This is a genomic window from Nonomuraea insulae (genome assembly GCF_042656245.1).
The window spans coordinates 117,682-131,238 of record NZ_JBHSPA010000112.1 but is presented as its reverse complement, the minus strand read 5'-3'; the positions used below and the strand labels follow the sequence as shown (position 1 = coordinate 131,238).

The 13,557-nt window shown below is 71.4% G+C and carries 14 protein-coding genes; 8 read left to right on the top strand and 6 right to left on the bottom strand.

Going from position 1 to position 13,557, the window contains the following annotated elements; translation table 11 throughout:
* Nucleotides 1-30: 30 nt before the first annotated feature.
* From ACFPZ3_RS62600 to ACFPZ3_RS62585, 4 genes are all read left to right on the top strand, one after another.
* Nucleotides 31-975 carry a transcriptional regulator gene (locus ACFPZ3_RS62600; protein WP_379523917.1) on the top strand — a complete coding sequence of 315 codons (945 nt, stop codon included), beginning with the start codon at nucleotides 31-33 and terminating at the stop codon, nucleotides 973-975.
* Entirely contained in the window at nucleotides 972-1,946 is a 975-nt protein-coding gene (locus ACFPZ3_RS62595) for a helix-turn-helix domain-containing protein (RefSeq protein WP_379523916.1), read from the top strand. Before ACFPZ3_RS62600 ends, ACFPZ3_RS62595 begins: the two co-directional genes overlap by 4 nt.
* A gap of 508 nt (nucleotides 1,947-2,454) precedes the next feature.
* A complete protein-coding gene (locus ACFPZ3_RS62590; RefSeq protein WP_379523915.1) occupies nucleotides 2,455-3,039 on the top strand; it encodes an RICIN domain-containing protein in 585 nt (194 codons plus the stop codon).
* Nucleotides 3,040-3,082: 43 nt separating this feature from the next.
* Nucleotides 3,083-4,459, top strand: coding sequence for a S8 family peptidase (locus tag ACFPZ3_RS62585; RefSeq protein WP_379523914.1), 1,377 nt, complete (start codon nucleotides 3,083-3,085; stop codon nucleotides 4,457-4,459).
* A gap of 111 nt (nucleotides 4,460-4,570) precedes the next feature.
* On the opposite strand, the gene ACFPZ3_RS62580 is transcribed toward ACFPZ3_RS62585, so the two are convergent.
* The gene (locus ACFPZ3_RS62580) at nucleotides 4,571-4,891 is read right to left on the bottom strand and encodes a hypothetical protein (RefSeq protein WP_379523913.1); all 321 of its coding nucleotides are present in this window, start codon (nucleotides 4,889-4,891) and stop codon (nucleotides 4,571-4,573) included.
* Nucleotides 4,892-5,086: 195 nt separating this feature from the next.
* On the opposite strand from ACFPZ3_RS62580, the gene ACFPZ3_RS62575 reads away from it, so the two are divergent.
* Complete coding sequence (locus ACFPZ3_RS62575; protein WP_379523912.1) at nucleotides 5,087-6,595, top strand: sensor histidine kinase; 1,509 nt, start codon at nucleotides 5,087-5,089, stop codon at nucleotides 6,593-6,595.
* A 28-nt stretch (nucleotides 6,596-6,623) separates the two neighbouring features.
* Complete coding sequence (locus ACFPZ3_RS62570) at nucleotides 6,624-7,280, top strand: response regulator transcription factor (protein ID WP_379523976.1); 657 nt, start codon at nucleotides 6,624-6,626, stop codon at nucleotides 7,278-7,280.
* Between the two features lie 171 nt (nucleotides 7,281-7,451).
* Here ACFPZ3_RS62570 and ACFPZ3_RS62565 read toward each other — a convergent pair whose 3' ends face one another.
* From ACFPZ3_RS62565 to ACFPZ3_RS62550, 4 genes are all read right to left on the bottom strand, one after another.
* A complete protein-coding gene (locus ACFPZ3_RS62565) occupies nucleotides 7,452-8,099 on the bottom strand; it encodes a phosphatase PAP2 family protein (RefSeq protein ID WP_379523911.1) in 648 nt (215 codons plus the stop codon).
* A gap of 249 nt (nucleotides 8,100-8,348) precedes the next feature.
* Nucleotides 8,349-8,891, bottom strand: coding sequence for an OmpA family protein (locus ACFPZ3_RS62560; protein WP_379523910.1), 543 nt, complete (start codon nucleotides 8,889-8,891; stop codon nucleotides 8,349-8,351).
* The gene (locus ACFPZ3_RS62555; protein WP_379523909.1) at nucleotides 8,875-9,450 is read right to left on the bottom strand and encodes a hypothetical protein; all 576 of its coding nucleotides are present in this window, start codon (nucleotides 9,448-9,450) and stop codon (nucleotides 8,875-8,877) included. Before ACFPZ3_RS62555 ends, ACFPZ3_RS62560 begins: the two co-directional genes overlap by 17 nt.
* 204 nt (nucleotides 9,451-9,654) lie before the next feature.
* Entirely contained in the window at nucleotides 9,655-10,245 is a 591-nt protein-coding gene (locus tag ACFPZ3_RS62550; RefSeq protein WP_379523908.1) for a TetR/AcrR family transcriptional regulator, read from the bottom strand.
* 124 nt (nucleotides 10,246-10,369) lie between these two features.
* On the opposite strand from ACFPZ3_RS62550, the gene budC reads away from it, so the two are divergent.
* Both budC and ACFPZ3_RS62540 read left to right on the top strand, forming a co-directional pair.
* Nucleotides 10,370-11,131 carry a meso-2,3-butanediol dehydrogenase gene (gene budC / locus ACFPZ3_RS62545; RefSeq protein ID WP_379523907.1) on the top strand — a complete coding sequence of 254 codons (762 nt, stop codon included), beginning with the start codon at nucleotides 10,370-10,372 and terminating at the stop codon, nucleotides 11,129-11,131.
* A gap of 32 nt (nucleotides 11,132-11,163) precedes the next feature.
* Nucleotides 11,164-12,120 (top strand): alpha/beta hydrolase fold domain-containing protein, encoded by a 957-nt coding sequence (locus ACFPZ3_RS62540; RefSeq protein WP_379523906.1) that lies wholly within the window; start codon nucleotides 11,164-11,166, stop codon nucleotides 12,118-12,120.
* Between the two features lie 37 nt (nucleotides 12,121-12,157).
* On the opposite strand, the gene ACFPZ3_RS62535 is transcribed toward ACFPZ3_RS62540, so the two are convergent.
* Nucleotides 12,158-13,495, bottom strand: a complete 1,338-nt coding sequence (locus ACFPZ3_RS62535; protein ID WP_379523905.1) for an aminotransferase-like domain-containing protein — start codon at nucleotides 13,493-13,495, stop codon at nucleotides 12,158-12,160.
* Between the last annotated feature and the right edge of the window lie 62 nt (nucleotides 13,496-13,557).

Here is a 13,557-nt window from a genome sequence, read left to right as displayed (position 1 = left end):
CCATGTACGGAAATAGGACATGCTGGGGAAGTGCTGGAGATCATCGGGCTCTCGTACGCCGAGCAGGCGCTGTACGAGACACTGGTCGAGCGCTCCCCCGCCACGCTCGCCGAGCTGGGGCACGCCGCCTCCACCGCGGCCGGGCTGGAGGAGCTCGGGCTGATCACCCGGCTCCCCGAGGACCCGCCGCGCTATGTGGCGGTCTCCCCCGAGATGGGGCTGGACGCGCTGATCCGGGCGCGTACCCGCGAGCTGGCCGCGGCCCGCCACCGTGCCGCCCAGCTCGCCTCCCGCTTCCACCGCTCGGCGCCGGACCAGGACTCGGCCGAGCTGGTGGAGGTGGTGATCGGCAAGGACGCGGTGGGCCGGTGGTTCCAGCGGCTCCAGGAGAGCGCGCGGCGGCAGATCCGGGTCTTCGACGCGCCGCCGTACGCGACGCCCATGGGCGGCAACGCCGTGGAGTTCGAGCTGCTGGAGCGGGGCGTGGAGTATCGGGCGCTGTACGACCGGCGCGCCATGGAGGTGCCGGGAACCCTCTCCCTCATCACCCGCTACGTCGCGGCCGGCGAGCAGGCCAGGGTCGGCGACGTGCCCGTCAAACTGGCGCTGAACGACCACCCCATGGCGATCCTGCCGCTGCGCCACGACCAGCACGTGGTGGAGTCGGCGCTGGTGGTGCACGACTCGACGCTGCTGGACGCGTTGTCGGCGCTGTTCGAGATGTACTGGGAGCGGGCGGTGCCGCTGCAGGTCCGGCACGGCCGCCTGGCCGAGGCGACGGGCGCCGCCGACGCGGGGCGCGACCTGCTGCCGCTGCTCACCGCGGGGCTGACCGACGCGGCCATCGCCGCCCACCTCGGCTGGAGCGACCGCACGGTACGCCGCCACGTCCGCGCGCTCATGGTCCACCTCGACGCCAGGACCCGCTTCCAGGCGGGCTACCAGGCGGTCCTCCGCGGCTGGCTGGACTCATGACGTCGCTGGAGGCCGTCGGTCTCGAACCCGACGAGGAGGCGCTGTACGAGGTGCTGCTCGACCGCTCGCCCGCCACCCTCGACCAGCTCACCACCGCCTGGCCCCGCGCCGACCTCCAGCCCTTGCTGGCCGCGCTGGAGCGCAAAGGGCTGCTCAGCACGTCACCCGGGCCGCCGCCCGCCTACACCGCCGTCGCCCCGGAGATCGCGCTCGACGTGCTGCTGCTCGCCGCCGAGCGCGACCTGCTCCGGGTCCGGGAGCGGGCCCGCGAGCTGGAGGAGGTGTTCCAGGTACGCGCAAGGGAGCGGACGCCCCCGGTGGTCGTCGAGGTGCTCACCGGCCGTCGAGCGGTCGAGCAGCGGCAGGCCCAGATCCAGCACGCGGCCCGGCAGCAGTTCCGGTGCCTGTCCAAGCGCCCCTACTTCGACCCGCTGGGCAGTGTGGCCGCCCAGCGCGAGCTGCTCGAACGGGGCATCACCAGCCGCATGATCTACCAGCGGGAGTTCGTGGCGGCCGAGGGCGCGCTACGGCAGATCGACGAGATGGTCGAGGCCGGCCAGCAGGCGCGGGTGCTTCCCGACCTGCCGATGAAACTGTACGTGGTGGACGACCGGCTGGCGCTCCTCCTGCTCAGGCACGAGCCGGTGGACGCGGTGTCGGCACTGGTCATCCACCCGTCTGGGCTGCTGGAGGCGTTGATCCGGCTGTTCGAGGGGTTGTGGCAGCGGGCCCTGCCGCTCGGCCTGGCCCCGTCGGCCGGCGACCGGCCGCGGGGCTCCCTGGACGACGCGCGGCTGGTCGCGCTGCTGCTGTCGGGGCTCACCGACGAGGGCATCGCCCGCCAGCTCGGCATCGGGCACCGTACGGCCGAGCGCCGGATCGCCGGCCTGATGGCCCGCCTCGGCGCCCGCACCCGCTTCCAGGCCGGCGTCCAGGCCGCCCGCTCCCACCCGCCCCCGGGCTCCCCCTGACGACGCCCTTCGCCGCGGCACTCTGACCTGAGGAGTAAGGGCGAGGAACGGGAACCGGCTGAAGTCCTGGAAGGCCGAGGTGAGGCGTTCCCGCCAGGGGTTAAGGTCACGATCAGCGCCTTATCGACGGCGTCGACCCCCGGGGCTACTCCCGCTGACCGGCTCATTCGTCAGCGGGGGCCTTCGCGCCGTCACGGAGATCCGGGAGAGTGAGGATCTTCGCAGCGCGTCAGCTCGGCACTTCAGGGCCGCCCGATCAGTGCGTCGCCCTGGAGGCGCCAAGCCCGGTCGCCACAAATGTCGAGCTTTTCAGGTAGCGGCTGTAGCTCTTGGGCTAGTTCTATCCTCTCACCTGCATTGATTACGTAGAGATTGGATATGACTACACATAGTCATCAACGGTAGCCCCCTCTGCGCCCGTCCCCCGACGCCCTGCCCGCCCTGCGGCGGCTGCGGTCCCCAGCACCCCACACGGCGGGCGCCCGCCTGCCCCCTTGAAAGGATGCTCATGATTCCCATCTGCCCGCTTCGCCGCCTGGCCTGTGTCTTCGCGGCGGTGGTCCTCTCGGTAGGTCTGTCCGCCCCCGCCGCGCAGGCCGTCACTGTGGTCAAGGCCGAGCCCAACCCCGCGATGTGGGGCTGGGTCGATGAGAGCCGCACCTACAAAATCGACAACGTCAACGTCGGAGGCCATCTCGTACCGCAGGGGTGGGGCGCCGACTCCACCGAGGGCCTGTTCATCTACTCGGCCCTCTCCGACGCGGGAAACGGCTGGAAGTTCCAGCAGCGCCGCGACGAACCCGACGGCTGGTCCTACTACCAGATCAAGAACATCCACACCAACCGGTGCATCAAGCCCGGCCCGCTCGGCGGCCTCAACCGCACCCTCGTCATTCAGGTCTCGTGCAACACCAGCGACTCCTCCCAGTACTGGCGGGTGGAGCGTTCCCGCGCCAACCCCAACCAGGTGCAGTTCGTCAACCACTCCTCCGGCCAGGCCTTCCGGCCCTGGACCGAGTCCAACGGCGATCAGTTGATCTTCATGACCAACCGCGACGTCTCCGCTGCCTACTGGACCCTCGAAGCGCTGTAACCGGCCTCGACCGCCACGAAACGACCAACGGAAGGTGGCATCCATGCGCGTGCTGATCCAGTTGCGCCTCTCTCCCGACATCGTCAACGCTGTGGCCGATCCCGCCGTCATCACGACCGCGGCCGACGTCGCCGGCCGGCTCGCGGGCCCGTTGCCCGGTGTCGTGATCGACGAGTCCTTCGCCCCGCTGACGCTGGTGCTCCCTCAGCCGGCCTCACCCCGCGGCGACCCGCTGTCGCTCAACCAGCCGCTGAGCTTCTCCACCGCCCCGCAGGACACGCACGTCCTCATCCGCGGCGAGATCGACGCTGACGACGTCACCAGCCACGCCCGTCTGCTGCGCTCGACGGTCCGCGAGGTGACGGGCGTGTTCGCCGACCCGTCCGTCGAGCACCACCTCACCTGCGCCGGCAGCGGCGCGGTCGGCGACTGGCACGACGTCAGGCGCCTGCTGCACACCTCGGAGCTGTGGCAGGCCGGATGCGACGGCGACGGCGTGATGCTGGCCGTGGCCGACGGCGGCTTCAACTACGAACACATCAAGGCACACCTCGGCGCCGAGCTCAAGGTCGACGCCACCCGCAGCTGGTCCCCACCTGGCGCTCCCCACACCCCCGGCCGATACGAGGTGGCGCACGGCACCATGTGCGCCTTCGACGCACTGCTGGCCGCCCCCAAGGCCACCCTGCTCGACATCGCCGTCATACAGAGCCGGACACCCGGCGGGCCGGGCAACACCGCGGGCTTCCTGTCGGACGCGGTCGCCGCGTACGCCCACCTTCACCTCCAGCTGACCACCATGCCCGCCGAATCACGCAAGCTGGTGATCAGCAACAGCTGGGGTGTGTACAACAGCGACCAGGACTTCCCAGTCGGCCACCCGGGCAACTACTCCGACAACCCCTCCCACCCGTTCAACACGATGGTGGCCAGCCTGGAGAACGCCGGTGCCGACATCGTCTTCTCCGCCGGCAACTGCGGCCGCCAATGCGCGGCCCCGAACTGCAACCTGGGTGAGCGTTCCATCGCCGGCGCCAACGGCCACCCCAAGGTCCTGACCGTCGGCGGGGTCGACACCCACGACGAACGCGTCGGCTACTCCTCGGAGGGGCCCGGCCGGCTCACCGACCACAAACCCGACATCTGCGCCTACACCCACTTCACCGGCTCTCAGTTCGACGGCCCCACCGTGCCGGACAACGGCACGTCGGCCGCCTGCCCCGTCGCGGCGGGCGTCGTGGCCGCGATCCGCGCCCGCTGGTCCGTCCTCGAACTCCCGCCGGGCAGACTCCGCTCGCTGTTGCAGGCCACCGCCCAGGACCGCAGCACCCAGGGCTTCGACTACGACTACGGTTACGGCATCATCAACCCGCTCGCCGTCGTGGCCGCACTCGACGAGCAAGCCAGAAGGGCCGCCTGAGAGGGTCTCCGCACGGGTCCGTACGACCGGCCCGCACCGCGCTGAACTCATCCGAGCGGATGCGGCACCCTCCGACGGAGAGCAGCATCGGAGGGTGCCGGCCGCGCTGCGCTACCTGAACGGCTGAGGGCGCGCGTCGAAGACCACGACGTCGCCGGGCCGCGTCCCGTCGGTGCCCTCGTGCCAGACGCCCTGCTCCATCGCGGTGCCGACGGCCCATTCGACCGACTGGAAGCCCTGGGCCCGCGGGTCGCGGTGCGTCTTCTGCATGTCGGGCAGCGGGCCGCCGGCCTCGTTGAACACCCATGACACGAAGCGGGCGCACCAGGAGGCGTCGGGGTGGTCGGAGTCGTACCACTGGTTGATCGCCTGGCTGTCCTTGCCCTGATGGCCGCGCGCGATCTCCACGACCCGCGCGCTCTCCGGGCTCACCTTCTGAGGGCGCCGCGGAAGGGGCCGCCTCCGACGACCGTGCGGTCATGCTCGCTGCCGACGTGGGCCGGCCCGATCTGACCGTGCAGTCATGCTCGCTGCCGGCGTGGGCCGGCCGCATCTGCCGCGCAGGCCGGTCGAGGGTTGACTTTCGGCAATGGGGGTCTGTGACCGGCGCCGATAGCGTTGACCGGCATGAGGGGAAGAGTGCGGCTCTCCGGTGACGTGCTGTTGGGGGCGGTGCTGGGGCTGCCGGTGATGTGGGCGGGGTTCACCTCCAGCGAGGATTACCGGCTCGCCTGGTGGGAGGCCGTCGCGTTCCTGGCCGGGGTCGCCGCGACGGTGACGCTGGCGCGGCGGTGGCCTTGGGCGGCGATGCCGGCCGGGGTGACGTTGTGGGTGGCGGCCGTGGTGGCGGGCAGCCCGTTCGTGGTGTTCGCGGCGATGGCGGTGCCGGCGTACCTGGCGGGGGTACGGGGCGAAGGGCCGCGCGCGCTCGCCGGGGCGGCCGGGGGTGCGGTGCTGGGCGTGGTGGCGCCGGTGGCCGCCGGGGACGCGGGCGCGTGGTTCGTGGCGGTGGCCGGGACGGTGCTGGGCGCGGTCGTGCCATGGCTGGCCGGACGCGCCCGCCGCCAGTACGTGGTGCTGGCCCGCGAGGGCTGGGAACGGGCCGAGGAGCTCGAACGCGCCCAGCGCACGATCGCCGAGCAGGCCAGGGCCAGGGAACGTACCAGGATCGCCGGGGACATGCACGACCTGCTGGGCCACGAGCTGAGCCTGGTCGCGCTGCGGATCGGCGGGCTGGAGGTGGCGCCGGGCCTGGCGGAGCCGTACCGGGAGGCGGCGGGCGAGGCACGCAGCGCGGTCACGGCCGCCGCGCGACGGCTGCAGGACATCGTGCACCTGCTGCGCGAGGACGCCGACCCCGCCTCCGAGGAGGTGCCGGAGCTGGTGGCGCGCGCCAGGGCTGCGGGGCTGCCGGTGGAGCTGCGTACCGGAGGGGACGGGCCGCCCGCCGGGGCCATGGCGGAGCGGGCGCTGCGGCGGGTCGTGCAGGAGGGCCTCACCAACGCGGCCAAGCACGCCCCCAGCGGCCCGGTGACCGTCGCCGTCGAGCACGGGGAGGACGGGAGCACGGTCACGGTGACCACATGCCGGGGGGCGGAGCCGGCCCGCGAGTCGTACGGCGGGTACGGGCTGGAAGGGCTCGGAGAACGGGTCCGCCTGTGCGGCGGGAGCCTGCGTGCCGGGCCGACCGATGAGGGAGGCTTCGAGCTGCGGGCCACCCTGCCGCGCCGGCCCGGCCCGATCGTGCCTTCGACGTCCGCGTTCCACCTGGACAGGGCTCGGCGCAGGGCACACCGCAGCCGGTTCGCGGCGGTCACCACGGCGGTGGCGGCCACCGCGACGGTCGCCGCGCTGCTGCTGGGCTTCATGGTCTACGACTCGGTCACCTCGGCGCTGTCGCCGGCTGTCTTCGACGGGCTGCGAGTGGGTCAGGAGGAGGCCGCAGTGCAGGCCGTGCTGCCCTCCCGTACGCGGGTGGACGGCGGGCGGGCCGGCGAGCCACCCGGCATCCGCTGCCGGTACTACGGCACTCACCCCAACCCGTTCGACGTGGTGCGGGGTGAGATGTTCCGGCTGTGCTTCCGCGACGGGCGGCTGGTGGCCAAGGATTTCCTGCCCCACGGCCGCGACGCGTAAGGTGCGGTCCCGCGAAGGAGGTATGACGGTGGTGCGAGTGGTGCTGGCCGACGACGAGGCGGCGGTGCGGGCCGGGGTGCGGGTGATCCTTTCGGCCGACCCGGCCATAGAGGTGGTCGCCGAGGCGGGCGACGGTCACGCCCTGATCGAGTCCGTCCGCGCCCACCGCCCCGACGTCGCGCTGGTCGACATCCGCATGCCCAGGCTCGACGGCCTGACCGCCACGGCCGAGCTGCGTACCGTCGCTCCCGGCACGGCCGTGCTGATCATGACGACGTTCGGCTCGGACGCCTACATCTCCCGCGCGCTCGGCGACGGGGCGGCCGGGTTCCTGCTCAAGACCGGTGATCCGCGCGAGTTCTCGCTGGGGGTGCGGGCTGTGGCCGAGGGCGGGGCGTACCTGTCGCCCATGGTGGCGGCCCGGGTGATCCGCACGCTCAGCGGCGACCACCTGGCCAGGACCGTGGCCGCCGGTGAGCGGGTCGCCGTCCTGACCCCGCGCGAACGGGACGTGCTGGCGCTGGTCGGCCTGGGGCTGTCCAACGCCGAGATCGCCCGGCGGCTGCACCTGGCAGAGGGCAGCGTCAAGACCTACACCAGCACGATCCTGGGCCGGCTCGGGGTGAGCAACCGCGTCCAGGCCGCCGTGATCGCCCACGACGCCGGTCTGGTCCCCCGCGAGTGACCGCTCACCGCGAGCACTCAACCGCGGCGACGGCGCTCAGCGACGATGCTCAGCGACGGCGGTGTTCAGCGGCGACGCTTCTCAGCGGCGGTGCTCGGCGGCGGCGGTGCTCGGCGGCGGCGGTGCTCGGCGGCGGCGGTGCTCAGCGGCGGTGCTCAGCGGCGACACTTCTCAGCGATGACGGTGCTCAGCGTGACGCGGGCCGTCCGTCCACGGCATGGGCGGCTCGTCCGGGACGGGCGCGGCCAGGAGGGGACGTGTCGTGGCCTGCTCCCGCAGCCGCAGCACCAGCGTCGTCACCGGCCCTCGCAACGCCAGCACCAGCACCGGCGCCAGCACCCCGCCCAGCAGCAGCCCCATCACCACGTCACGCGGATAGTGAACACCGACGAACACCCGCGACCCGCCACCCAGCAGCGCCAGCACCACCACGTACGGCGCCAGCGCCCGCCAGGCCAGCACCAGCCCGCCCGCCGCCGCGGCCACCAGCGTCGCGTGGTTGCTGGGCCACGACCAGTCCCCGTACGCCGGGCACGGCACGATCGTGGCCATCCCCTGCGGCAACCGGCACGGCCGATCCTCCTGGGCCAGCCCCTTGACGACCTCGCTGACCACGTAACTCGCCACCATGGCCACCGGCACGAGCAGCGCCGACGCCATCCGCTCCGAACTCCCCCGCCTGGCGCGCCACCACGCCGCCGACATCAGCGCCGCGAACACCACCAGCACCCCATCGGTGCCTGTCTCCGCCAGCCATCGCACCCATCCGGGCGCCTGCGCGGCCAGCTCCACGACGTCCCGATACAAGCCGTCGTCCACGGCGACCTCCCCATTTCTCCTGATGAACAGCCCTAAAGCTAGAAATCAGGAGCGGTCGCGCGCCGCCGCCGATCGTCCCCGGTCACCCTTGACCTTGGTCAATGGCGGCGTCGCCGTACGGCGGGAACCACTCGCCTTTTCAACGCGGGAAGGCGCCGCCATGCGGCGGCGCCTTCGCGGACCCGACAGGCTCGCGACCACGGACCCCGGCCTGGGCCACCGGTCCGACGGCACGAGGCAAGGGGGTGATCACTGTTTGGCGGTGAAGACGATCTCGACGCGCCGGTTCTTGGCCCGGTTCTTCTCCACGGGCTTGCCCTCGATGATGTTGGGCAGCTTGGGGCGGCTCTCGCCGTACCCATGAGACTCCAGCGTCACGCCCGAGCCCGTCAGCAACCCGCGCATGACAGCCTGTACGGCCTGCGCCCGCCGCTGCGACAACGTGACGTTGTAGGAGTCCGTGCCCTGGTCGTCGGTATGCCCCTCGATCTTGACCACTCCGCCGGCGCCCTCGGCGTCGACCTTCTCTGCCACCTTCGCCAGCCGCTGCCTGGCCTTGGCGGTGAGCCGCCACTTGTCCAGCGCGAACAACACGTCGCTGGTCACCGCCACCGTGACCTGCCGGCCCTGCTTGGTCTCGCTCTCGGTGCCGTCCATCGACTCGACCTCGCCGATGATGTCCTCGACCGGCAGCACGAGGTCCTCGACGGCGCCGGTGGCGCCGGGCGGCGCGCTGGGCGCCGGGGTCGGGGTCAGGACGAGGGCCAAGGCGACGCTAAGAGATCGGAACATCGGTGAACACGCCGATCATCGGCATCTCGATGTTGACCTTCGTGACGTCCGGCGGCGGAGCCGCGAACACCGCGTAGAGCGAGGAGGCCTGCTCCGGCTCCATGAACTGCCCCTGCGTCCCCGAGCAGACACACTTGGCGTCCTCGCCGGTGCCGTTGCGGGCCACCCGGTAGCGCTTGGCGTTGACCGGGTCGATCAGGGAGACGCCCGAGACGGTGTAGTCGAGCGTGCCCGTACCCATGCCGTTGTGCATGTTGACCTTGCCGTCGGTCGCGGTGATCATCCAGTTGAGGGTGACGGTCCTGCCCTGGCGCTTGAGCGAGGTGATGTCCACTCGCGCCTTGCCGTACATGTCGCCCGCGCCGGTGCTCGCCTCGCGGGTGGCGATCACCTGGGTGGCCTGTGCCGGTGCGGCCGGTGCCGTCGCCTGCTGCTCGACGGGGGTCGGTGCGGCCGCGGCCGCTGACCGGCTCTCGCCGCCGCTGCCCTGCTGGCCGGGGAGCACGCCGCAACCGGCCAGCCCGACGGCCGCGACAGCCAGCGCGATCGTTCTTCGCATGATGTGGTCACCTTCGTTGTCGGGGATCAGGAGGCGACCTTCAGGATCCGCGTGGTCGGCGGAATTCGCCGACCACGCCGCCTGCGAGCCTTCCGCGCGAGCCCTACGGCCCTGCTCTGTTCGTCACCGAGGACGTCAAACTCTCCCATAGCTCGCATAAGCGTCTCAACTTCCCCATGGGGATCGTCGAAGGAACGTCGGCGATCAGGAGTCCTTCGCGGTGGGACGTTCGCGTGCGGCTCCCCCTGCGGCGACGGTCAGCAGGTCCGCCGTGCCGGCCGAGAGCAGGTCGGCGAAGTCGGCTTCCTCGTCGAGGACCCATCGTTCGGTGGTCAGCCGCAGCACGGCCATGCCCACATCGGTGGCCAGCCGTGCCGTCTGCTCGTCGCAGCCGCGGCGCATCAGCGCGGCGGCGACCACCTCGGACAACGACGCCAGCTTGATCAGCTCGCGTTCCTGCAGCGGCGGATTGGCGGCGACGACCGCCGCCCGTTCCAGCAGGAAGTCGCGCGGACGCAGAACCTCCGGCGCGGACGCGAACGCGGTCAGCAAGGTCGGCAGCGCGCCGACGTCCGGGGGGACGGCCTCGATGGCCGAGACGAACCGGGCCTCGAGGTCATCGCCGCCGAAGAGCACCTCTCGCTTGTCGGCGAACCAGCGGTAGAAGGAGCGTTCGGTCAGGTTCGCGCGCTGCGCGATCTGCGCGACCGTCGTGCGGTCGTAGCCCTGCTCGTTGAACAGGGTCAGCGCCGCTCGTTCGAGGCGGCCACGGGCGTTGCCCTCCCACCGTGCCATGACGCGAGTATAGCGACAGCAGATGCTGTCGTCGCTTGTGCTAGCGTCACCGATGACAGCAGATGCTGTCGTCACTGGACGAGGTGATCCCCAGCCCACCCCGGACATCGAGAAGGAAGTCGTCATGGAACAGCGCTTCACCGGAAAGACGGTCGTCGTGACCGGAGCGAGCTCCGGCATCGGCGAGGGAATCGCCCGGCGGTTCGCCGCGGAAGGAGCGAACGTCGTACTCGCGGCGCGACGGAAGGACAAGCTCGACGCCCTCGCTGCCGAACTCGGTCCGCGACGCATGCTCCCGGTCGCCACCGATGTCACGAAACAAGAAGACGTGCAGGCGATGATTCACGCCGGCGCCGGCCGTTTCGGCGGCATCGACGTTCTCGTGTCGAACGCCGGTATCGGCATCGGCAAAGAGTTCGAGGTGACCACGCTGCCGGACTGGCGGCTCATCATGAGCACCGACGTCGACAGTTGTTTCTTCGGCGCCCAGGCGGCGCTGCCGTACCTGAGACAGAGCCACGGGAGCATCATCCAGGTCGCCTCGGCATCCGGCCTCGGCGGCGACCGTCGCCTCGCCGCCTATAACGCCGCCAAAGGCGCCGTCGTGAACTTCACCCGCGGACTCGCCTTCGACCTCGGCCAATACGGCATCCGCGTAAACGCCGTCGCCCCTTCCCTCACGACGAACGAAGAACACGCTCTCGAATACCGGGAACTCATCGAGCGGTTCAACCGGCGCAGGGCGCTGGCGGGCTTCAGCACCCCCGATGACGTCGCCGGTGCGGTCAGTTTCCTCGCCTCGCAGGACGCTCGATTCATCACCGGGACGGTCCTGCCCGTCGACGGCGGAATCACCGCCGGCAGCGGGCAACCCCCACTGTTCTGACCTGTATGCACGCGGAAGAGGAAGAACACAACATGACTGGAACAGCCGCCTCACTCGACCCCGAACTCGCGGCCGCGCTCGCGGCGATGCCGAGAGCCTCGAACGGCAGCCTGATGGATCTGTCCGACATCCCGGCGCTGCGCGAAGCACTGCGCGCGGAGAGAATCGCGCCGGACGACCCCCGCGTCACGGTCGAAACGCTGCGCATTCCGAGAGACGACCGATCGCTGCTCGACGTCGTCATGTTCCATCCCGGCAACGACGACCGCGCCCGTCCGGCCCTCGTCTACTTCCACGCGGGAGGACAGGTCCTCGGCAGCGCCCACGACGACACCACGTACCCCACCGCCCTGGCCCTGTCGCTCGACTGCGTGCTCGCCGTCGTCGATTACCGGCTCGCGCCGGAGACTCCGGCTCCCGGCGCCGCGGAGGACGGTTACCTGGCGTACACCCATCTCGGCGAGCACGCCGGCGAGCACCGGATCGATCCCCGTCGGATCGGGATCGCCGGGGCGAGCGGCGGCGGAGCGGTCGCCGTGGCCACCGCGCTGATGGCCCGGGACCGCCAGGCCACGCGCCCCTGCCTGCTGTCGCTGAACTACCCGATGCTCGACGATCGCAACGAGACTCCGTCCAGCTTCGAGGTGACCGGCCTCGGCGTCTGGGATCGCAGGGAGAACCTGCTCGCCTGGGCCGCGGTCCTGGGTGACCGCGTCGGCGATCCCGCTCTGGATCCGTACTGCGCGCCGGGACGCGCCACCGACCTCGACGACATGCCGGACACCTTCATCGCCGCCGCCCAGTTCGATGTGTTCCGCGACGAGGACATCGCCTTCGCGCAGCGGTTGATCGCCGCCGGTGTTCCCGTCGAGCTGCATCTCTACGCCCGCGCGTTCCACGCCTGGGACCTGTTCGCTCCCGAGTCGGCACTCGCCCGCACGTTCGTGCACACGTGGCACGACTTTCTCCGGCGCCATCTGCACGGGTGAGCATGACGATGCCGGCGAACCGGCGCGGCCGCGGGCGTCACTCGGCGACGAGATCTTCCGGTGTGGATCGGGCGAGGCCGGCGAGGGTGGCCAAGGCTCGGGAGAGGGTGTCCGGCGGTGGTGAGGCGAGGCCGAGGCGGATGGCGTTCGGGGCGCTGTTGCGTCCGACGGCGAAAGCGGCCGCGGGGGTGACCGCGATGCCGTGCCGGGCGGCGGCGGCCACGAACGTATCGGCCCGCCACGGTGACGGGAGCTCCCACCAGCAGTAATAGGAGCGCGGGTCACTGCGTATGGCGAAACCGTGGAGGTGAGCCGCGGCGATGTCCTGGCGCATGGCCGCGTCTCGCTGTTTGGCGACGGCCACCGACCGTGCGGTGTCGTCGGTCAGCCACCGGGTGGCCGCCTCCAGCGCGAACCGCATCGGCGTCCAGCCGCCCGAGCGCAGCGCCGTCGCGACGGGCGCGACGGCGGAGCCCGGCATGACCGCGAAGCCGAGCGACAGGCCAGGCGCGAGCCGCTTGGACAGGCTGTCGACGAGGATCGTGCGCTCGGGGGCGAAGGCGGCCAAGGGCGGCAGGTCGTCACGGAGGAAGGACCAGATCGTGTCCTCGATCGCGGGCAGGTCCAGGCGGGCGAGGAGGTCCGCGATGTCGGCCCTGCGTTCCACCGGCATGCTGATCGACAACGGATTGTGCATGGTCGGCTGGACGTACAGGGCCTTGAGCGGAGCCTTGCGCGCGGCGGCCTCCACGGCCGCGGGATCCAGGCCCGCCGCGTCGACCCGCAGCGGGACGAGCGTGACGCCGGCCCGGGCCGCGATCCCCTTGAGCACCGGGTAGGTGAGCTCCTCCACCCCGAGGCGCCCGCCCGGAGGGACCAGCGCGGCGAGGGCCGCCGCGATCGCCTGACGACCGTTGCCCGCGAACAGCAGCCGCTCCGGATCCGGGCGCCACTGCCCGCGCGCGAGCAGGTCGGCTGCGACGCTGCGCGCCAGCGGGGTGCCTGCCGCGCCGACCGGCCGCATGGACGATTCCAGCACGTCGGCGCGCAACAACGGGCTGATGCCGTCGGCGAGCAGCTTCGACTGCTCGGGCACGACGGGGTAGTTGAGCTCCAGATCGATCCTGCTGCCGGCGGGCTCGGCCAGCGCGGGGCCCGGCCGCGGATCGGCGGCCCGGACGAAAGTGCCCCGGCCCACCTCCCCCACGGTCAGGCCCCGGCGCGTCAGCTCCCGGTAGACACGGGCGGCGGTGGAGTTGGCGATGCCGTGCCGCCGCGCGAAGATCCGCTGCGGAGGCAGCCGGTCACCCGGCCGCAACCTCCCGGCCTCGATCTCCGCGGCGATGGAATCGGCAACCCTCCGAAAGTCCTCCACTCCCCCATCCAATCACCACATTGCTCTGAGTTCAATTCTAGATATTGTACCGAGATTGCGTT